The 21,965-nt window shown below is 60.4% G+C and carries 13 protein-coding genes; 12 read left to right on the plus strand and 1 reads right to left on the minus strand.

Annotated features, from left to right (window positions below; all coding sequences use genetic code 11):
- Positions 1 to 391: 391 nt before the first annotated feature.
- From BDD21_RS20195 to BDD21_RS20205, 3 genes are all read left to right on the plus strand, one after another.
- Complete coding sequence (locus BDD21_RS20195; protein WP_120798689.1) at positions 392 to 700, plus strand: DUF485 domain-containing protein; 309 nt, start codon at positions 392 to 394, stop codon at positions 698 to 700.
- Positions 697 to 2,430 (plus strand): cation acetate symporter, encoded by a 1,734-nt coding sequence (locus BDD21_RS20200; RefSeq protein WP_120798690.1) that lies wholly within the window; start codon positions 697 to 699, stop codon positions 2,428 to 2,430. The genes BDD21_RS20195 and BDD21_RS20200 overlap by 4 nt, the downstream gene beginning before the upstream one ends.
- 329 nt (positions 2,431 to 2,759) lie before the next feature.
- Positions 2,760 to 3,911, plus strand: coding sequence for a cysteine desulfurase family protein (locus BDD21_RS20205; protein WP_120798691.1), 1,152 nt, complete (start codon positions 2,760 to 2,762; stop codon positions 3,909 to 3,911).
- A 257-nt stretch (positions 3,912 to 4,168) separates the two neighbouring features.
- Here the strand turns inward: BDD21_RS20205 and BDD21_RS28770 are convergent, their stop codons facing one another.
- Positions 4,169 to 4,513 carry a hypothetical protein gene (locus BDD21_RS28770; RefSeq protein WP_245969710.1) on the minus strand — a complete coding sequence of 115 codons (345 nt, stop codon included), beginning with the start codon at positions 4,511 to 4,513 and terminating at the stop codon, positions 4,169 to 4,171.
- Between the two features lie 272 nt (positions 4,514 to 4,785).
- Here BDD21_RS28770 and BDD21_RS20215 point away from each other — a divergent pair, with 272 nt between their 5' ends.
- The 9 genes from BDD21_RS20215 to BDD21_RS20255 all read left to right on the plus strand — a co-directional run bounded on the left by BDD21_RS20215 (position 4,786) and on the right by BDD21_RS20255 (position 21,954).
- Positions 4,786 to 5,688: a DUF4007 family protein gene (locus BDD21_RS20215; RefSeq protein ID WP_120798692.1), complete on the plus strand. Its 903-nt coding sequence runs from the start codon at positions 4,786 to 4,788 to the stop codon at positions 5,686 to 5,688.
- Positions 5,689 to 5,783: 95 nt separating this feature from the next.
- Positions 5,784 to 6,449 (plus strand): Rpn family recombination-promoting nuclease/putative transposase, encoded by a 666-nt coding sequence (locus BDD21_RS20220; RefSeq protein WP_120798693.1) that lies wholly within the window; start codon positions 5,784 to 5,786, stop codon positions 6,447 to 6,449.
- A 122-nt stretch (positions 6,450 to 6,571) separates the two neighbouring features.
- Positions 6,572 to 10,027: a hypothetical protein gene (locus tag BDD21_RS20225; protein WP_245969712.1), complete on the plus strand. Its 3,456-nt coding sequence runs from the start codon at positions 6,572 to 6,574 to the stop codon at positions 10,025 to 10,027.
- On the plus strand, positions 10,020 to 10,811 hold the full coding sequence (locus BDD21_RS20230) for a phosphoadenosine phosphosulfate reductase family protein (RefSeq protein ID WP_120798695.1): 792 nt from the start codon (positions 10,020 to 10,022) through the stop codon (positions 10,809 to 10,811). Before BDD21_RS20225 ends, BDD21_RS20230 begins: the two co-directional genes overlap by 8 nt.
- Before the next feature lie 11 nt (positions 10,812 to 10,822).
- Positions 10,823 to 13,216 carry a phosphorothioated DNA-binding restriction endonuclease family protein gene (locus tag BDD21_RS20235; protein WP_484421906.1) on the plus strand — a complete coding sequence of 798 codons (2,394 nt, stop codon included), beginning with the start codon at positions 10,823 to 10,825 and terminating at the stop codon, positions 13,214 to 13,216.
- Positions 13,213 to 14,811, plus strand: a complete 1,599-nt coding sequence (locus tag BDD21_RS20240; RefSeq protein WP_120798697.1) for a hypothetical protein — start codon at positions 13,213 to 13,215, stop codon at positions 14,809 to 14,811. Before BDD21_RS20235 ends, BDD21_RS20240 begins: the two co-directional genes overlap by 4 nt.
- Positions 14,808 to 20,645 carry a type IV secretion system DNA-binding domain-containing protein gene (locus BDD21_RS28775; protein WP_245969713.1) on the plus strand — a complete coding sequence of 1,946 codons (5,838 nt, stop codon included), beginning with the start codon at positions 14,808 to 14,810 and terminating at the stop codon, positions 20,643 to 20,645. The genes BDD21_RS20240 and BDD21_RS28775 overlap by 4 nt, the downstream gene beginning before the upstream one ends.
- A 150-nt stretch (positions 20,646 to 20,795) precedes the next feature.
- Positions 20,796 to 21,044 carry a DUF2442 domain-containing protein gene (locus BDD21_RS29265; RefSeq protein WP_120798698.1) on the plus strand — a complete coding sequence of 83 codons (249 nt, stop codon included), beginning with the start codon at positions 20,796 to 20,798 and terminating at the stop codon, positions 21,042 to 21,044.
- Between the two features lie 205 nt (positions 21,045 to 21,249).
- The gene (locus BDD21_RS20255) at positions 21,250 to 21,954 is read left to right on the plus strand and encodes a hypothetical protein (RefSeq protein WP_245969714.1); all 705 of its coding nucleotides are present in this window, start codon (positions 21,250 to 21,252) and stop codon (positions 21,952 to 21,954) included.
- Positions 21,955 to 21,965: the final 11 nt, after the last annotated feature.

Raw genomic sequence — 21,965 nt, forward strand, 5'->3', positions numbered from 1 at the left:
GTCGCGGGCCACCCCCGCCGTCTACCCGATCCCCGCTAAAACAGCGCGACGCGAGCATACCCTTGGCAGGCGTGTGCGGTGTCGACGTCGTTGCCGACAGCTTACAAAACGATCCCCGCGCAGCGCCTTCGGATTTTACAATCCTTCGGATAGACAGAAAGAATGCATGGGTCGTTGACGCCACCTCGCCCGACCAACACAATCGCGCGTCCCCGGTCCCGCCGATCGCCTGATCGGGTCACCTCATCGGGGACACCGCGCCCCTGTCCGCCGAGACCTCCCGGGTGCCGTAGGTCCGGATCTCATGTGCCGTCATTGCGACGCCGATCGATGGTGTCTCTTCCGGCGCGCGTCGGACGATCAAAAACAACCGCCTCCAAAGGTACCCTTAATGAAGCAACACACGGTCGATGCCATTACGGCACATCCGCGTTATCGGGAGCTGATCGGCGCGCGTAAGCGCTTCGCTTGGAGCCTGACCGCAACCATCCTGATCATCTACTACGGGTTCATCCTCGTTATCGCCTTTGAGCCGGAATGGCTGGCCATTCCGGTGGCCGAAGGCTGGACCATGACCGTCGGCATGCCGGTCGGCATCCTGATCATCTTGAGCGCCTTCATCCTCACGGGGATCTATGTGGCGCGTGCGAACGGTCAGTTCGATCGTCTCACCAAAGAGATCCAGGAGGATTTCGAATGACACGTCTCGGAATCTGGGGCGTGTTTGCCGCCCTGATGGTCCCCTTCGGAATCGCCGCCGCGCCCGCCTTGACGGGCACCGTCGTTCAGAGCAGCGTGAACGTCACGGCCATCGTCATGTTCGGCATCTTTGTCGGCGCGACCCTGGGCATCACCTATTGGGCATCCAAGCGGACACGCTCCGCGAGTGATTTCTACACCGCCGGTGGCGGCATTACCGGCATGCAGAACGGCTTGGCCATCGCCGGCGACTTCATGTCCGCGGCCTCCTTTCTGGGTATCTCCGGCCTGGTCTTCGCGACCGGGTACGATGGACTGATCTATTCCATCGGCTTTCTCGTCGGCTGGCCGGTGATCATGTTCCTCATGGCCGAGCAGATCCGCAACCTCGGCAAGTTCACTTTCGCCGACGTGACCTCGTATCGCTTCGGTCAGACCAAGATCCGCACCATGGCGGCCACCTCGTCCTTGGTCGTGGTTGCCTTCTACCTGATCGCTCAGATGGTCGGTGCGGGCAAGCTGATTCAGTTGCTGTTCGGGTTGGAGTACTGGGTCGCCGTCGTTTCCGTCGGGCTCCTGATGATGACCTACGTCATCTTCGGCGGCATGACCGCAACGACTTGGGTGCAGATCATCAAGGCCATCCTGCTGCTCTCCGGCGCGACATTTATGGCCGTGGCCGCGCTCGCCGCCTTCAACTTCTCCCCCGAGGAGATGTTCAGACAGGCTGTGGAAATCAGTCCCAAGGGCGACGCCATCATGGGCCCAGGCTCCTTGGTCAAGGATCCGATCAACGCCATCTCGCTGGGTCTGGCCCTGATGTTCGGTACCGCCGGTCTGCCGCATATCCTCATGCGGTTCTTCACCGTTCCGAATGCCAAAGAGGCCCGTAAATCGGTCTTCTACGCCACGGGTTTCATCGGCTATTTCTACATCTTGACCTTCATCATCGGCTTCGCAGCGATCGTGCTGTTGTCGCAGAACCCGCAATTCTTCAAACCCGAGGCACTTGCGGCAGACGGCTCCGTGATCAAGGATCAGTTGATTACCGGCCTGTTGGGCGGTACCAACATGGTTGCCATCAACCTGGCCGAAGCGGTCGGTGGAAACCTCTTCCTCGGCTTCATCTCGGCGGTCGCCTTCGCGACCATCCTTGCCGTGGTTGCAGGTCTGACCCTCGCCGGAGCATCGGCGATCTCGCATGATCTTTACGCCAACGTGATCGCCCGCGGTCGCAGCAACGAGAAAACCGAGATCCAGGTCTCGCGCATCGCGACTCTGGCCCTTGGCTTGCTCGCGATCGGCTTGGGCATCGCGTTCGAATCCCAGAACGTCGCCTTCATGGTCGGATTGGCCTTCGCGATCGCGGCGAGCGCGAACTTCCCGGTGCTGGTGGCCTCGATCTTCTGGAGCAAGATGACGACGCGCGGTGCAATGATCGGCGGTTTCGCCGGGCTCTTCAGCGCGGTCGGCCTCACGGTCGTCTCTAAGGCGGTCTGGGGCGACGTACTCGGCTTCACGGCGGTCAATGCAGAGGGTGTTGCAGTTCCGGTCGGGCTGATCCCGCTTGACAACCCGGCGATCATCTCGATCCCGATCGCCTTCTTCTGCATCTGGATCTTCTCGATCCTCGACAACTCCGAGCGCGCCAAGATCGATCGGGCGGCCTATCCCGCCCAGCGGATCCGTTGCGAAACCGGCATCGGTGCAGAGGGCGCAGCAAGCCACTAACCGACGATGAAAACGTAGGATGGGTAGAGCAAAGCGAAACCCATCCTCCCTGCTCCGACGCCCGAAACCGAAGCACAACGTAGGATGGGTAGAGCAAAGCGAAACCCATCCTCCCCGCTCCGACGCCCGAAGCCGAAGCACAACGCGAAGCGAAACCCATTCCCCCGCGCTGCGGGGGCATTCTCAAGGCGCCGGGTGTCCGTTGACTTGCCGAGTGCAGATCAACGGACACCCGGTGCCTTGCATACTGACCACACCTAAGGCTTACTTGGCTGCCACGAACGGCGCCCCGTCGATCTCGACACCCAACACGCCATCAGCCAAACACCATGCAGCCGCTCTACTTCGACACCGCCGCGACCACCGCGGTTGACCCCGACGTCATCGAGGACATGATCGATGTTCTGCGCAACGTCCCCGGCAATCCCTCCTCGACAACCCACCCGCAAGGCCGAGACGCAGCGCAACATGTCGAGGCCGCGCGCGCGACGGTCGCCGCAGAACTCGGGTGCGACACCGACGAGGTCATCTTCACGGCCGGTGCAACCGAGGCGAACAACCTCGCGCTGCGCGGCATCGCCTTGGGATACCGTGCGCAGGGGCGACATCTGGTCACCTCCGCGATCGAACACAAGGCCGTACTCGCCTGCTGCCATGGGCTGGAGTCCGACGGCGTTGAAACCACGTATGTGAAGCCGAGCCGCGGCGGCTGGGTCACACCCGAGTCCATCGTCGCGGCCCTACGTCCCGAGACCCTTATGGTCTCGCTGATGCAGACCAACAACGAGACCGGCGTCATGCAGCCGATCGACGAGGTCGCCTTAGCGGTCGCGGAGGCCGGTGTCCTCTTCCATGTCGATGCGGCGCAAGGCGCGGGTAAATTCGCGATCGACCTGACACGGATCCCAATCGACCTTCTGTCGCTCTCCGCGCACAAGTTCTACGGCCCCAAAGGCGTCGGCTGTCTCGTCGTGCGCGACCGCCGGCATGTCCGGCTTCGCCCCCTAATGGAAGGCGGAAGACAGGAATACGGACTGCGCCCGGGAACACTCGCGACCCATCAGATCGTCGGCCTGAGCAGCGCGCTCACCCGCGTCGCAGCACGACGCGAGCAGGACCTCCGGCTTCTTGGCGGGCTGAAGCAGCGCTTCCTGCAACGCCTCGGCAAGGACCTGCGCGTTCACATCAACGGCGACCCGGCCCGAACCTCGCCCTATATCCTCAACATCTCCTTCGAGGGCGTGCCGAGCGACGCACTCATCAATCAGCTCGCCGACGCGCTCGCGATCGGCTCCGGATCCGCCTGCTCCTCCGGCGCCGTCGAGCCCTCCCACGTCCTTCGCGCGATGGAGGTCGAGGAGGGGACGCTTTACGGAGCCGTCCGCATCAGCTTCGGCCGCGACCACACCGAAACCGAGATCGACCAAGCCGCCGCCTCCGTCCGACAGGCCATCGCCCGCATTCGAGCCATGGGAGATTAGCCGGCATCCGACCGGGTACGCCGACTTCAGTCGGCTGCAGTGGGGCGGACTTCAGTCCGCCGCGAATGCGCGCTCGGGCAACTGAAGTCGCCCGTACCCCCCTGGGGCAGCCGGATGAATCCGGCGTACCGGGCGGTCGCGGTCGGCGACCTGGACACTGCCGATGTGGCCGAAACGAGGATCGAGGCACCCTCAGGAATCTCTCACGGAGACACGGAGACAGGAGCGCACAAGGAAAGGACGCATCATCCCCACGATCAATCCTCCCCATGGGGTGACGGCGCCGCAAAGATCGTCAGTTTGAGCTCGGCATCATCGATCAGCCTGAATTCCGGTTTTTTTCCGGATAACTTCTCGCTTTCGATCAGAATGATCGGCACGCCCTCGCCACGCTTATCCATGTCGGAAATCAATTTCATTTTTTCGAGAAATTCCCGATCGTCCTTAGGCGAGATCACGGTCTTGAATCGGTTCCAGAGTTTAGGGTTCAAGTCATTCAACGCTGTGCCTGGCACCGTCTGTTCGTCGAAGCGAATAAGCCGCGCCTGACTGCGTTGTTGGAACAATCGCGCCAAGACATCCGGCTTCATATTCTCGTACATGACTGATCTCCATTCCCGGAACAGGCACGACATTAGACCGAAGCCCGGCAACTGCCAAGCGTACGCGATAACCACCCGACACGGCGCCGCATGACCGGGAGCGTCGTCCGACGATCTCAAAGGGTCGACATCGTCACACCCGTGTACCTTGGCGCCGCCTCCGGGTTGCTGTACTCTTCGTTCAAAAGGTCGCAGGGGCCGTTCGCACGGGCCCTGCGTAGGAACCGCCTCTCAACACTGATGTTGACCCGCCTCGTGAAACCCTCCGCCCCATGAAGCTCAATCGCGCCAAGGCCACCTTCGGGCGCCACGAGACCTTCCCGCTGCGTTACGGCTGGCTGCCGAAAGGCTTCGAGGCGCTGGCGGAGGATCCCGAGATCTTCGCGCGGCCCGAAGACGCCATGATCCGCCTCGGTGTCGGGCGCAACATGGTCAACGCCATCCAATACTGGCTGCAGGTCACCGGGTTGGTCACCTTCGACAGCGGGCGCGGCAAGCCGACACGGCTCGGCACGACCTTGCTCGGCTCGCGCGGCGACCCCTATCTGGAAGACGACGCCACACTCTGGATCCTCCACTGGCTGATCGCCTCCAACGCCGAGTCCGCGACCGGATTCTTCTGGTTCTTCAACCGCTTCCCCATGCCGCGTTTTCGCGATACCGATGCCCTGCGCGCCATCGGCGAGTTCTCCGAGCAGGAGCTGAAGGCGCCGCGATCGGCGAGCACCTTGAAATCCGACATCTCCACCCTGTTGCGTATGTATGCTGCCGAGGCGGGGCGCACCGACGAGCATCTCGACTCGCCCTTCGCGCAGCTCGGGCTTGTGGAGAGCGATCCCGACGCCGGTTATCGCAGCCTTCGCGGCACACGCCCGGCATTGCCGCCGGTGGCCCTGCATTTCGCGCTCGCCCAACGCTTCGCCGCGGAGCCCCAACAGCCGGCCCTGCCGATGCGCGTCGTCCTCTACAGCGCCGAGGGCTGGGCCGCCCCCGGTGCGGTGTTCCGCCTGACCGAGGACGGACTGATGACCGGACTCGCCCGCGTCGTCGAGCAGGATCCCCGTAGCTACGAGCTGCGCGACACCGCCGGCGTGCATCAGCTCTACCGACGCGGCGAGGTCGTCGACCCGATCGACATCCTCTCGCAGCACTATCGCGGAAGGGCCCCCGCATGAGCGTGCTCTTCAGCGTCGACCGTGCAATGTTCCCATGACGCGCAAGCACACCTCGCCGCGCCACCACGATCACAGTTACCGTCAACTGTTCTCGCATGTCGACGGCAGTGCGAATCGCCAACTATGCGACCCTGCTCTACCAGGATCTGATCGCTCAAGGCGCATTGAGCCGGAGCGGACGCTTGCCGCCGGTTCTGCCGATCGTGCTCTACAACGGCGAGCCGCGCTGGACGGCGCAGACCGAGTTGTTCTCTCTGATCGAGCCCGTTCCGGGTGGACTGGAACGCTATCGACCACAATGGTCCTACCTGTTGTTGGACGAGGGGGCGATCGCGCGTGACGACGCCTATCCGCCGGAGGTCCGCAATCTGGTGGCGGCGTTGTTCCGCTTGGAGAAGGCGCGCGATGAGGCGACCTGGCTCGCCGTCTACGCGCGCCTCGTCGAGCTGTTGGACAGCTCCGCGCTGGACAGCCTCAAGCGCGCCTTCGGGCGCTGGATCTACCGAAGCTTCATCCGCAAGAAGCGCACCGGAATCCAACTTCCGAGCATTGATGACTTCAACGAGGTACATGTCATGTTGCAGCAACGCGTCGAACAATGGAACGCGGAGATTCTTGAACGGGGGCGACAAGAAGGCCGCCGTGAAACCGCCCTGGAGCTGATCCGGAAAACCGATTTCGACAACGCGACCATCGCGGACATCAGCAAGCTGCCCTTGGACGAGATCCAAGCGCTACGCGATCTGCCGAGCGCACATTGAGAACGCAGGGCGCGTGACAGGCTCCGAAAGTGATCGAGGTCGACAGTGACGCGGTCCGAGACGTCATGGAACCGGACACCATCATCCAACCAGCGAGACAACAAGCCCAGAAGGACCGCGACGTGACCACATTGGATCGTGCTATCCACATCGGCACCGCCTATACCCGCTCGATCAACCTGACGCGCGATGCCGACGCGCCCGATCTGATCCGGGCCTATGTTCCGACGTCGCGCGCCGCACAGGCGTTGGAGCGCATGGCGGACGGTCTTTCCGCTGGCGCGCATCAGCGAGCACTGGCGCTGATCGGCCCCTACGGCACCGGTAAATCGGTATTCGGCCTCTTCGCCGCCGCCGTCTTGTCGGCACCCAAAGCTGAGCAGCATTCCGCGGCGATGGCGGTGCTTGAGACCGCCGCCCCCGATCTCGCCACCCGTTTTGGCACCGCCCACCCGAACGGCCGCGGCTACTTGCGGGTCGCCATCAACGGCATCCCGGACTCGCTGATTCGGCAGTTGATGCTCGGCCTCGCGCTCGCCGTCGAGCAAGCCGGCTTGCCTGCCGCATTGGTCGACGACGTCCTCTCCGCGGCCCAACCCGGGACGCCGATGGATCATATCCTGCACCTTGTCGGACGCGTGCAGCGCGCTTGGGCGCATGCCGGCGGATCGGGCGTGCTGATCGAGATCGACGAGCTCGGCAAGTTTCTCGAATACGAGTCTTACCACCCGCAGCATCGCGAGATCCATCTGCTGCAACTCCTGGCCGAGCACGCACAAGTCGCGAGCGTTGCCCCGCTGTATTTGCTCGTCATGCTGCATCAGGCGTTCGAATACTACAGCCAGCGGCTCGGCAAGCAATTGCGCGACGAATGGCAAAAGGTCCAAGGCCGTTTCGAGTCCATCGCCTTCATCGAGCCGGCCGAGCAATCGCTGCGGATTGTCGGCGCCGCCTTCGAACGCACCGCGCCTCTGCCGCCGACCCTGTGTGCGCAGCTCGATCGGATCACGGATGCGCTCGAACGGCATGGCGCACTCCCCGTCGGCCTGGACAGGGCGCAGGCCCGTGCCCTCTTCGAGCTCTGCTACCCCCTGCACCCCATCACGCTCCTCATCCTCCCGACCCTCTGCCAGAAGGTCGCGCAGAACGAGCGCACGCTCTTCTCGTACCTCGGCAGCGCCGAGCCGTTCGGGCTGCGCGAGCGCCTCGGCCGCTTACGCATGGGCGATTGGATCGGCCCCTGGGAACTCTACGACTATTTCATCCTCAACCAATCCGGCAGCGTCTCGGACCCCTTGACCTACCATCGTTGGGTCGAGGTCATCACCGCACTGGAGCGCTTCGACAGCGCCCCCGACGATCCCGCTGTGAATGTCCTCAAGACCATCGGCCTACTCAATCTCATCGGAGCGCAGCGTGGGCTCAAGCCCAGCGAGCCGCTCTTGCGCCTGCTGTTCGACGAGGCCGCGCCGCAGCTGCTGCGACGGCTCGAAGCCGTCTCCACCATCCATTTCCGCAGCTACAGTCAAGAGTGGCGGGTCTGGCAAGGCAGCGATTTCGATCTCGCCGCCGCCCTGCGCGAGGCCACCGCCGAGCAAGCGCAGCTTTCGCTGGTCGACACCCTGAACGCGCTCGCCCCGCTGCGGCCGCTGGTGGCGCGGCGGGCGACCATCGAAAGCGGCACGGTCCGCGCCTTTACGCCGCGCTTTACCGCCTCGGACCGCTGGCCGCCGAAGTCCATCGACACCGATCCGACCGCCCGGGACACGCTCGATCTGTGGCTCTACCTCGCCGAAGCACAAGAGGAGCCGACCCTTGAGGGCGCGCCCTTTAGAAGCGTCGTTGCGGTGTGTCATTTCACCGAGCGCCTGCATGAGGCGGTCGCGCAATGGATGGCCTTGCAGGATCTGCCGACGCGTCACGCGGCGCTCCACCACGACCCTGTCGCGCAGCGCGAGCACCGCGCCTGGCTCAACAACGCCGAGCTTGAGACCCTGCAGCTCATCCGCGCACTGCTCGACGAGCCCGAGGCGCTGCGCTGGTATTGGAAGGGCAGGGAACGTCCGGCCCAAGAGCGTCCGGTGAAAGATCGGCGCGACCTCCAGATGCAGCTCTCGGCCTGGGTGCAGGACATCTGCTATCCGAAGTCGCCACGTCTGCGCAACGAGCTCATCAACCGCGATCGTCCCTCGCCGAGCGCCAATCTCGGCCGTAAGCGGCTGATCGCCGCCATGCTCGAAGCGCCCGATCGACCCCATCTCGGCATCGAGAAGACACCTGCAGAGAAGAGCCTTTATCTCTCTCTGCTCAAGCAAAGCAATCTGCATCGTCGCGTCGCCGGCGAGACGGGTTACGCACTCCATGTCCCATCGGACCCGGATCCCTGTCGTCTAAAACCCCTCTGGGAAGAAATCGACAAGATCCTCGGGGCGGTCGGCGACCGTCAGGTCGGGTTGCCCGAGATCTACGCCCGACTGCAGCACCCGCCCTTCGGCGCCAAGCTCGGCCCCCTGCCGGTCTTGATCATCGCCTATCTTCAGGCGAACCGCCGCGAGGTCGCCTTCTACCAGGAAGGCGCCTTCTGCGAAGCGCTGACGGTCGAGCAAGCCGAGCTGCTGTGTCGGCGCCCCGAGCTTTTTGCCCTGGAACGCTTCGATCTCGGCGGACTGCGCGGCGAGATCTTCGATCGCTACATCAAAGACATCGTCGGACGTGTTCGCGCGGACGCAACCCTGCTCGATATCGTGCGTCCGCTGGTACGATTCATCTCAGGTTTGCCCGAGTACACCCAGCGCTGCAAGACACTCAGCCCCGAGGCGGCGCAGGTGCGCGACGCCTTTCAGGGCGCGCGCAGCCCGGGGGCCTTGCTGTTCGAAGCACTCCCGCGCGCCTGCGGCATCGCCATCGACGACTTTGCGACGGCCGATCCAGCGCGGGTCGAGCCATTCATCGTGCGACTGCGTGAAGTCTTCAGGGAGCTAAACGACGCCTATCCGACTCTGCTCGACCACTGGCAGGCCGAGCTGGCCCGGGTGCTGATCGCTGCGCCGATCAAGGATCTCGCAGCCCTGCGCGCCGCCGTGACCGAGCGTTATCAGGGTCTCGATCGCTTCACCCCCGACCGCATGGGCCTCGGTGCACTGATCCGACGTCTCTGCGACACCGTTCACGACTCCGACCAGGCTTGGCTCGAATCCGTTGCAACCCTGCTCGGCAAGATGCCCCCGACCAAGTGGCACGAGGAAACCCGTCGACTCGCCGAGTTGCGTCTGCGCGATCTCGCCAACCAGCTGCACGATCTCGAACGACTCCGACTCGGCAAGGTCAACAACCACGATCCCGTCCCCGACGGACACAACGGCGATCCCCTGCTCATGAAGACCGTCGACCGCCGGCATGGCGAAATCAGCCGTGTCATCCATCTCTCGGACGCGCAGCGCAAATCTGCGACCGCCCGTGCCGAACACATCGCAGCGACCCTCGCCGACGTCCCCGAAAGCGATCGACTCGCCGTCCTCGCCATGCTCTGGGAGCGATTCGCTCGGACCGAACCCACAGGAGAATCCACCTATGAATGACGAGACCCCCGCCAAGCCCGTCCGTCATCTCCTCGGTTTATCCGGCGGCAAGGACAGCTCCGCCCTCGCCATCTATCTGCGCGACCGAATCCCTGATATGGAATATTTCTTCGCGGATACGGGTGCGGAGCTTCCCGAGACCTTGGAATATATCGATCTGTTGGAAGATTATTTGGGGAAGCCGATTGCGAAGCTGAATGCGCGACGAGATTTTGACTACTATCTCAAGCTGCACAACAACTATTTACCTTCACCGCGACAGCGTTGGTGTACGATCAACCTGAAACTGCTCCCGTTTGAAAATTACGTCGGAGACGACGATGTCATCTCCTATATCGCCATTCGTGCTGATGAGCCCGCGCGTGCCGGATACCTTTCGACCAAGCCAAACATCAAGACATGCTTTCCTTTTAAGGAAGATGGGCTCAACAAGGAAGACATTACGCACATCTTGGAAGAATCCGGGCTAGGTCTACCGAAATACTACAGTTGGCGAAGTCGATCCGGATGTTACTTCTGTTTTTTTCAACGCCATGAAGAGTGGGTCGGGCTTCAAAAAAATCATCCCGAGCTTTATGAGCGAGCGAAAGAATACGAGAAAAGCGAAGACGAATCGGGGAAAATCTACACCTGGAACCAAGCGGGCACTTTGGACGAAATCGTCAGCCGTGCTCAGCTCGCACCTGAAAAGAAAAAGACTATGTCGCGCCCGAAGAAACTGATTGATCAGTTGACGGATCCCGATGAAGATCCGGATGATGCGTGTCTTATCTGTACGCTTTAGTCATGGATCGGATGGAAAATTTATTTGCTAAAGTGCGAGTTCAGGTCGGTCAAGGTGGCACTCCCCATCGACACAAACCGTTACTCCTTTTACTCGCACTCGGTCGATGTTGGAATGGCGAACGGCGCATGGAGCGCTTCAGTGTATACGATCATGAGCTCAGAGCATTATTTGCTCGTTTCTACCCGTATGCGCTTGAGCATTCCAATACCCATTATCCCTTCGGTCGTTTGGAAGGCGACGGTTTATGGGAGATCGAGGACAGCGAGAATCTCAAGCGGACAAGTGTCGGCCATTTGTCGAAATCCGAATTATTAGCGCGCGACATCCATGGTGGATTCACGGCTGACGTTTTCGAGGCGCTGACTCTGGATCGATCGATCGCCTATCGGATTACAACGGACCTTATATCGCAATTTTTTGACGCCTCCGAGCGTTCTAGCCTTCTTGCATGCATCGGAATGCCGACCTCTTGGGAAATGGAGAGCAATTCCGAGAACGAATGTGCAGACGATTCCGAACGCAAAACTGAAGAATCGACTCGGAATCTGCTTGTCGCTCCCTTTCCATCAGGAGCGCAGCATGAGATTCAAGGAGCAACTAAGATGAATCAAAATGGACTCATTTCGTATTTTAACTCATTGCACAATATCGGTGCTTCGGGAGCGAATGCGCTTGCAGAATCTCAGGCGCTGAACGAGTATTTCTCCGAGATTTATGAGCCGTTCGAGATTGTCGATGCAATTTGCGATGTCTTAACTGCTGGTCGAGATCACGTCGTCGTGCTCACAGGACATGCAGGCGACGGCAAGTCGACCGTCGCACTCGACGTCCTCAAGAGAATCAGGGGCCTTTCTCCTAAAGACCCGCTGACGAGCGCTCTTAAAGAAGTGGAGATCATCTCGCATCCTGCTTCGGGTAGTCGAGTGATCCATATCCTTAAGGACATGAGTGAGTTAAGTGCTGCCGTGCGCCTGCAGAAGCTCGAACAGAGCTTTGAAGAGCCGGGGTCATGGCTGATTGTCAGCAACACGGGGCCTTTGCTCAATACATTACGAGAGTTCTCAGAGCGACGCGAGGCATTGCCGGATATCGAGAGCCGGATCCTCGCGTATCTCAATCGCCCCTACGCGAAGCACGATATCGAGTCGCATGTTCTGAAGATGTTCCCGAAGGATATGCTGATTCTGAACATGGCTCGGTTGGACAATGTGTCCTTAGGGGCCCGTGTCTTGACCCGGATGATCAACCACAGCGCTTGGGCGAAGTGCGACGCCTGCGTGGCTCAGTCGGCATGTCCATTGGTTTTGAACCGGCGGGCGCTGAAGGCGACCGAAGGGGGTGCCGAAGAGCGTGTTCGGTGGATTTATCAGCGACTCAACGCGTACGAGCAGCGACTGACATTACGGCAGATGGTCGCACAACTCGCGTTTGCGATGACAGGCGGGATGACCTGCAAGGAAGCAAAGAACCTGGTTCTGGAATCGCCTTCGGAAGGCATCGAAAAGGGCACGGACGGTTTGGAAGGAGTTCTGTTTAGCGAAGGATTCTTCGGCTATCGAAATGGCAAACCCGTTCAAGAGGCCGGCGGTCTTACGGCTGTTCAGTTGCTTCGACGGCAGATTTTCGGCGGTCCGGTTGCTGTCGATTTCGAGCGGGAGTTGTCTTCATCGAATGGGAACGGTTGGGCGATCCTTTCCGAGTGGTTGAAACCCCTAAGCGAACGCTGGCGGCTGCGGGGTCAGGAATCCCCCGGAGTTCAATGGCGTTTTGCGCAAAGACGTATGTTGTATGTTTTCGGTCAACCGATCGCGAGCGGGCAAGCGGCCGCGGAAACGTACTGGGCGACGTTTCTCCAGTCGCCTCGCCTCCGCGATTTTGATCTGTGGGCGACTCGGCAGGAGCTGATCATCAGCCGCGGGGAGCGCGGCCGACTTTGTCGCGCTTGCTTACGGGTTCTTCTAGAGATCTTCTCGGGCTTCAGCGCCGGGCAGTTCCGTCAAGACCAGGAGCGCCTGTACCTGACATTGCGCCGGCCTGATCGAGCTGTCGTGCAGCCGACTCAGTTTGTGATGGCGACGCTGTCGTTTCAGGATTTTGACCTCGCTTACGACGAACCCCGCCGTCTTCCCGTTCTCCAGTTTCGAAATGGCGTCGTCAAGCTACCGTTGACGTTACCTCTGCTCGACTTTATCGAAAATCGTATAGCCGGTGATCTAGGAAGCGAGCTCGCTAGGATTCACCTTGCACAGTTGGAGTGGTTCCGCGCCGAGCTGCTCAGGGTGCTCGGCGGCAGTTCCGATCGATTTCGGATTCAATTACTTCGCGCAGGGATCGATGGGCAGGTTCATGCGCATCGCTATCTTCTGGATAATGAACGGCAGGTGTTGGAGGTCGAGCAATGACGACGACAGACGCGATCAACGAGAGCCTTCGACCTTTTCCCAAGAACGCCAATATCAGCGGTTCGAGTTCCGACAAGACAAATTCAGCAATTCGACTTTACGGGAGGCGGTTCTACAAAGACCAAACGCCGGTAGAGTATCTTGCCGAGTTTTTGTTGGTATTTGGTTCTCCGAAGCTGCAGGATGGTGCTGGCGAGTATTGTTTCGAGATCCTGCCAGATCAAGGCGGGGCGTACGGTTACTGGCCGATGGATCGCATTGCATTAAAGCTATTTGCATTCTTCCCGACATCCAAACTCGAAACAAGGCACACGGTACATCGTGCAGCCTATTTTAATGCTATTCAGATGCTTCGCGATGCGGTTGAAGGCAGCTCCGATCAAAAGGATGAAGCGATTCGCTTGGTTCAAAGCTTGCTCGGCGGTTTCGTCGGTATCGCTAAGAACCGGACCTGGGTTACTTACAGTTTTTTACCTGCTTCAAAAGCCTTGCTCGGACGTGAGCTTGATTGGCTTCACTCTGCAGCGAAGAAGGATTCTGAATTAAAGGACTGGGCAGATGGCAAAAAACATTTTGCAACGGATCGCCATAATTTCATGGCTCGGGGCGGGGAGTTGTTGTTCTTACAACTCGCAAACCTGTTCTCCGAACCTGCCGCGCCGGAGTTGTTGAAGCTGATGCAGCGGGTCGAGTATCGGCATATCGGAGACTTCAGTATCAGCGAACGTAAGAAGCGTGTTCAGCTCGGGCTCCGTTCGATTCTCGAGGACGCAATCCGGCCACTGAATGACCTGGTTTCTATGGTCGAGGCACGGCTTTCATCCTTTAAGCTTCAGGATGATGGAAAGGTTGCGTCCCTAGGCTGGACTCCATCCGTGAGTCGAACCGAGGCACTTCTGTTTGCAGTTGAAATCGACAACATCTGTTCGCTCAGCCTGAGTTCTTTGGAAAAACTCGATCTACTTCAAACGCTCTGCTGCATCCATGTTTTGAGAAGTCTTTGCTTTCAAGCGAGACGGGTCGATCAGGGCGAGGGCGACACCTTCGGATTCTGTGGAAACTATACCTGGATTACGAGTGATCCGGAGGGATCTTCAGGGTCTCCGATAAGACAGATGTCTCAGGCGTCTGTCTCGAAAATCGAGGCTTTACTCTATAGAGTTTTAAGGAACAAGCAATTTCAGGGAAAGGGCGCGAGTTCCGCCGAAGCGGACAAGCATGGATTCCAGATCTTTCGAAAGATATCAAAAGAGATCGGCCTAATGATACCGATAAAAGGCCCAGGGCAGCGATTCTCACTGAATCCGCGCTTGGTTCGGTTTTTGGTTGCAGCCCTCGTGCGTCCTGGAGAACACCTTCCGCTCGATAGGTTTTATGACCGTGTGTTCGCACACTACGGCATCGTGCTTGGAGGTCAGCCCTTGGCGGAGGCCCTCAAGTGGTCCAGCGCAGCTGGTCATCAGAAGAGTTACGGGGTCGATGTCAGTACCGGCTGGATCGAGGAAACGCTACAACAGGGTGGCTTTCTTATCGAACTTTCCGACGCCGTATCGATCGTGCACAACCCTGATGGAAACAGTGAGGCCCGAGGATGAATCTCTTCGTAGACAGCCTGGCGGAATACCTCGCGGGCGAGTGGGACCGCGTGCTATCTGAATCCGACGGACCAAGGGAAGCCAGATTCATCATTCAAAGTCTTTCTCCTGTCAACACATTCGATCTGTTTGCCACACTTGAGGAACATCGCGTCGCCTGGTCGAAGCACTCACGGATCGAGTGTCATTTCAAGGTCGCCGCTGGACTCTGGAACGATTGGCGTCAGGAGTACAGTCAAGCCGATTTGGATCAAGAACTGGCGGCACATGGTGCGCCGGGCGCAGGCGACGAACTAGGTTGGATCGACTTAGACGATCATCTGACCTGGTACAGGAATCGGACCCGCAGCCCTGAGATGGAGGGGCTTGTCGTTGTGTTGCTCGGTCTCAACCATGCATCCGATCAAGGCGGATTGGCCAACTTTCACGTCGTTGACGAGGGTCGTCTGTGGCAACGTATGGAGACCGGATTCGCGCCCTGGATCGAGCGCATCAATAGTGATTTCGGGCTTTCGGCGAGTCAAACGGAAATCGAGCGTTTTGATTCGGTTTTGCAGGATCTGTTTCTGACACGGCCACGTCAGCTTGAGCGCCTATCGGGCTTCCTTCAAAACGAGGTGATCGCTGACGGGCAGGATCTCTATGCGCTCTCGGATGTTGTCAATCGTTTCTATGCCAAATTACCCTTCTGGGAAATCCCTCCGTTCTTCGACGTGCAGCCGAGTCGGAAGAGCACCGGGCTTCTGAAGGATGCCGCAACTTTTATTTCGCATCAGCGGTTCAAAACAACATTCGAGCAGAAGAAGGCTTGGAAGAAGATCCAGGAGGCTCTCGACGAGGATCGGCTCGATCTGCCGGCGACACTGGACAATCTGCCGCTGTACGACAGCCCGAAGGCGTTCTCCGAGACCTTGTATGCCTTCATCCACGAGGCCGATACCAAGGCGCGGGAACGGCTGCTGCAAACCGATCTTGGACCCGTGCTGCGGTTGCTCAAGGCCAAAACCAATGAGGGGAAGGGTGGTACGCCCAAAAAGCCTTTCAATCTCAACGGCCAAAGTCTCGATGCCTTCCTACAGGCGATCTGGCTGACCCTGTTGGAGTTCCAGAAGCGTCGGGGCAGCAGCGCACTGGCCGAGACGCTCAAGTCGGTGCGGATCGAGCTGGTGGCTTTCAGGCATGACCTTCAGGCGGACGAGGACGCCGGTCTCGGGAAGGAGTTTTTGGCGAAGGAGCTGCTGCAAGGCTGTCTCGGCGGTATCGTCGAGGTTCTTGATCGGATCGAGTGGCGATTGCCGATCGACGGCGATCAGGTCGGGGCCGCACGCGATGACTGGGAGCGGGTGATCCCGATTTGCATGGATATGAATCTGGACGAACTGGCGTACGGAGTCAGCCGCGGGCGGCCACATTTGCATTTTAAGGTGATCCTGGAGACCGAGGAGGGGGAGGGCGACATGACGCGGCCCTTCCACTGGTCGATCGGTCCGAACCAGCCTGAACGGGTGAGGCGCCTGTGCGCGAAGACCGTGCTGGAGCGTTGGGACGAAGCGGGGAATCCGCATCGCATCTTGCCTGCGTTTCGCATCCCGTCGGTGGTGATGACGGCGCTCTATTACGCCGCCGACGAGGACGAGGCGAATCGCCTGGTGAGTCAGGCGCTCAACGAGCTGAGCCTGGTCGATCTCCTGGACGGGGTGTCTCAGGATCTCTTCGATCCCTTATTGTGGCGGGCCGTGCTGACCCTTTCCGGGGCCTATCGAAACTTGCTGAAACGCTACTTGGAACAGGGCTACTACCACGCCATCACGCACGATTTCTTGCCAGTGCTGCAGGCTTACCTGGCGCTGGCCGAGCAGGTGCTCGATCCAACGCTGTGCGGCAGCAGCGAGCTGCTGCGGCGCCTCTACAAGGCATTCCTGCTTGTCGATGAGGAGATGGCCGAGAACGACGGCTTTCTGCGCTCGGCGATCGTCTTTGGGATCAGCCCTTCGGTGTTGGAGCTAACCTTCGCACGCCAACGCTTCCTGTGCGACGGCTTTCCGGAGGCCGCGGCCGAGCTGGCGCTGGGTCACGACGGCAAGTCCGCCTTCAACCAGTTGCTGAAGCTGGCCGAGATCCATCGGCCGCTGGCCGGTCTAGTGGTGGATCAGACCGGGCGTCTCTCGGCCGAGATCAAATCGTTCGGTCTGCTGCATCATCTCGGGCCGGAACGCGACGGCGAGAAGAGCCTCGCGGTTCAGACGCTGCTGCGCGAGGAGGAGAGCGACGACGACGACAATGTCTCCGAGATCACACGCCCCACAGAAGAGAGCGAGGTGGTGGTGCGGGTACTGGAGGATTATCGCCAGCTTTATCCGTTCGCCGAGGACGGGATGCGCATCCTGGCCCTGCATGTCGAAGAGCTAGGCACCGTCCTGTCCGGGGTGGATCGCTTCCTGCGCGCCTATTTGAAGAGCACTCCGCGCGATTGGCCGGCCTTTCATTGCGAGGTGATGGTCTACTCGACCTCCTCCTCGCCGATGGCGATGGAGAGCCGGCTTTCGGCCTGGCGCCATCAACTCGCCGAGGCACATCGCGAAAGCGGGCGGCCCTTGGTGTTGTCGGTTGGTCATCGGTTCGCGCCGGATCGGGGGCGGATGGTCGACCTACTGGCACAGGAGCGCCGGCTCTATGACATCGCCTTCCTGTTTCACTTTCTGGAGGGGGACCTGACCGGCAAGGCCGAGCCGGCGTTGCCGTTCCAGTTCGATTTCAACGCAAGCAATATCGGGCAATTTCCGATTTGCGAATATCCCCGCCCCATCCAGGCCGGCGACCCCTGGCGTCGGCAGAGCCTGCTGAGCAATCGGCGTCTGCAGATCCAGACACGACACGCTGATCTCTCAGCGCGTCTGCGCAATGATCTGAATCCACACAAGGATCATCTGATCTTCGGCCAGATCGACTACTCCCCTTGGCAGGAAGTGGTGGAGGCGCTGCATGCCAAGGCGCAATGGGTCGCCTGCATCGATCCTTTCGTGGACAAACGCCTGCTGCGCACGGGGGAGGGGGACGAGCGCCGCAAGATCGTCGGCTTTACCTCCGGGCTGGGCGACTACGGCGAGCTGAATCTATCGATCTCGACGCAGCAGGACACCCTGGCGCAGCTTGCCGGTCTGGTCCGCGGTCAGTTGGCGGGCCTGATGCCCTATCAGGACGACGTCGCGCTGGACGGCATGGCAGCCAAGGTGGTGAACGAGGCCGAGGAGGTGATCGGTCTCTCCGCGCTGCGTGCGGTAGTCGGCGACAGCGAGCGTGTGCGCGAGGTGGTTGGCTTCGCCGCGATCCGGCGCGCCTTGGCGGTACCGACGGCGGCCATGTCGCAACTGTTGCCGGTCGATTCGCTGCTGCACTGGTTTGCGGGGAGCGATGTCACCCACCGTCCGGATCTGTTGCAGTTGTCCCTGATCCCGCGCGAGAACGATCTGCCGCTGCTGCATGCGGTGGTGATCGAGTGCAAGTTCGCGCAACAGAACCCCGCGCATCTGATCAAGGCGAGCGACCAAGTCCAGGAGGGCCTGTCGCACCTGATGCCGCTGCTGGCACCGAACCGTGACGATCTGCGACGGGTAAGCTTCGATCGGCGCTACTGGTGGGCGCAACTTCAACGTGCCGTGACCTCGCGGGCGGTCGTGCAACTCTCGGAGATCGAGTGGCGTAAGCTCGATCGTGCCCTGGAGAACCTGGCCGAGGGCTATTACGAGATGTCCTGGCAGGGCGCCATCTTCACCTTCTGGACCAACGAACCCGGCCCGGAGCCCGTGCTGACCCCGATGGCGTTGCCGCCGGGCGTGGTCGCGGCGCCGTTCACTGTACCGAACGATTTCGCGGTCTGGCATGTGGCCCTTGGCCATGAGGGGCTGACCGCACTGTTCGCGGAGGATGCACCGCAGGGCTCGGTGGCCCTAGGGGAGCAGCGTATTGCGATTCGCTCGACGGTTAGGCGCGCCGATGAAGAAGCGGAGCTGGCCGAGGCGCGGACCGACGTTGCCCGGGGGGATGCTGAGGATCGGCCGTCTGTGGAGAGCGAAGGGACCTCGGCATTACTGCCTGCGGCGGAAGGCGCGGACACGTCCGCGACCGATACGCCGATTCGGGCGGTGCGGCGGACGGCGATTACGCCGGCCTCGCGCGACGCGGACTCGCGAGCTGTGCTGTCGGGCGAGAGCCCGGTTCGTGCGTCCGGGACTTCGCCGGAGCGCGAAACCCCGACAACCACGGCCGAGCGTTCGGACGACGGTGAGACGGTTCCGGATACCTCGAGTGGTGTCGTACGGCGGATCATGCGTTGGCCGCTGTTCGGGCGGAAGACCAGTGAAGGGGAGACGGAACCCGCGCCGACGAGTGATCCCAGGATCGCGAAGGAGTCGGGGAGGGGACATGTGGTCCGGCGTATGGAGCCGTTGAAACCCGCGGTGAAGGTGCCGCCGGTCGACACGGTGCGATACGGTCGCGATGCGACGGTGCCCGTCCATGGCGCGTCGAACGACGGGGGCTGGGATCCCGAGCGGATGGTGGCTACCCCGCCAGGTGAAGGATCACCCGCGCGGGCCGGACCGGCCGTGATGTCGAATCAGGCCGCACCGGGGGCGCCTGTCAAGGTTGATCCAATCGTTAAGTGCCCACCGCCTGCGGCCGACCCGGTTCCGGAAAAAATCTTGATCGGCACCAAGAGCAACGGTGAACCGGTCTATTGGCATTACGGCGATAAGCGCCTTCAGAACCGCCACCTCTTGGCCTTCGGCGCCTCTGGATCGGGCAAGACCTATGGTATTCAATGCCTGCTCGCCGAGATGGCCGCCCAGGGATTGCGCTCACTCATCGTCGATTACACCGACGGATTCCTGCCGAATCAGGTCGAAGAGCGCTTTACGGCGATCGCCAAGCCGCGGAACCATTACGTCTTCACCGAGAAGCTGCCGCTGAACCCCTTTCGACGTCAACGCCAGGTCATCGACCCTGCTTTACCGGCCGTCGACGAGAAACCCTATGACGTCGCCACGCGGGTTTCGAGCATCTTCACCTCGGTCTTCGAGACCATGGGCGATCAACAACAGTCCGCGCTGGTGCGCGTCATCGACGCCGGCATCACCGCTTCCAGCACCTTCTCGTTGCCAAAGCTCCTGGACGGACTGCGCAGCGATGGTCAATACGGCGAGAGTCTTGCCAATAAGCTGGAGCCCTTGATCAAATCCGAGCCTTTCCGCGAGGGTGCAGACTCGGCCTGGGCCGAGATGCTCGCCTCACCAGACGCCTGGGTCCATGTGCTTCAGCTCAAGGGGCTGGCGCGCGATATCCAACGTCTCGTCACCGAGTTCACACTCTGGGACCTCTACGACTACGCGACCAGCACCGGGAGTCAGTATCGACCCATTCCGGTCGTGCTCGACGAGATCCAGAACCTGGATCACCGCAGCGACTCACCCATCGACAAAATGCTGCGCGAGGGCCGCAAATTCGGCCTCTCCCTGATTCTGGCCACACAGACCACGAGCCAATTCAACCAAGAGCAACGCGACCGCCTTTTCCAGGCCGGCCATAAGCTGTTCTTCAAACCCGCCGACACCGAGATCGACCGTTTCGCCACACTGCTCAACCAAGCAACCGGCGAGAGCAAGGCCGAATGGAGCCAACGTCTCGCCAAGCTGAACAAGGGTCAATGCTGGTCGCTGGGTGGTGTCCTGACGTCCGGCGGCACGCTTCAGACGAAACCAATTCTGGTCAATGTCACTACGCTGGAGGAACGGGGATTGGGCGGGGCGCTTGAGTTGCCGCCTTACTCCCTTGCGTGATCGAATATCAACGAAACTGGGCTGCGGTGAGTCGAGCGATCCTCAGTGGGAATTCCTCGTAATCAATATTGAAAAGCAAGACTCGTGAAATGGAAAGGCGATGCCCTCAATATCGATGTTCTACGGATTGATCATCTAGAGGTGATGCGAATGAATTCTAGAGTATCAAGCGTCGTCCCACTTTCAGGCTACAAACTGCATTTGGAGTTCAGCAGCGGGGAAACGGGAGTGTACGATTGTTCCGATCTTCTTGAGATCGGTGTATTCAAGGAACTGCAAGACGAGAATTATTTCCGAACCGTAAAGGTCCTGGATGGCACAGTGGCTTGGCCTCACGACCAAGACATCTGTCCCGATACACTGTATTTGGACTCAAGAAAAACCGCCGAACCCGGATGAAAACACCGCTCTGGACGCCGATGAATATAAGCTGCAGATGATGCTGAAAGCGCTGCCTTTTAACTTCCCGTGTACATTCCTGCCTGATCGACGTCTGTTGGGGCAGCTCCTTGCGTTTGCCGGACGTGGCGGCGGAGGCGACATCGGGACGATCAGCGCCGAGACCGGGATTCCGACCGGGAAGATGACCGGGAAAGTCGAACCGATGATCCATTACGCAAGCGGGATGGGGTTGGTAACCGCCGCGAAATCAAAGGGGGTCTGGCAGATTGCGCGTACGTCGCTGGGGGCGATGGTTTCGCGGGAGGACGCCTTTCTGAGCGAGCCGCTGACCATGTGGCTCATGCATCTGCTGCTGTCCCGCCGTCTGGGGATCGTCGCTCCGGCGACGGGCGTCGCTGATCCCTGGTTCGTGCTGTTTGCGGAGGGACGGTTTCGTTTGGGCGAGCGCTTCGATCTAAACGCCTATCTAAATCTCCTCACCGAGCGACATGGCGCGAAGCAATATCTGAAGCCGCTGGCGGGTCTAGTCGCGCGCATGTACAGCGAACAGACGTGCTTCGCAGACGCTGCAATCTTAAGTACCTCTGAGAATGCCGCAGGCGAGCTGCTCTTCAGGCGCGAATCGGCGCCGCTTGAGACCGCCTTTTTTCCGGCCTATGCGGTCTTTCTGTGGCTGATCTGGGACGAAGCCTTCGGGGACGTCGAGCAGGTGAGCTTCGATGAGCTCGCGCACGAAACACGCATCCTTTCCCTGTTGGGTTGGGACGGTGCTCAGGCGGCTACATGGCTCGACTGGCTGGCCGACCAACACCTCGCGCAGCTCGACCGCTACACTGGGAGCGTGGTGTTGCTCAGACTGGTGAAGACGGGGCAGGTGATCGATCGCCTCTATAGTGAATTGGTCTAGCTGAGTGGTAG

The organism is Thiocapsa rosea (assembly GCF_003634315.1).
Taxonomy (GTDB): Bacteria; Pseudomonadota; Gammaproteobacteria; order Chromatiales; family Chromatiaceae; genus Thiocapsa; species Thiocapsa rosea.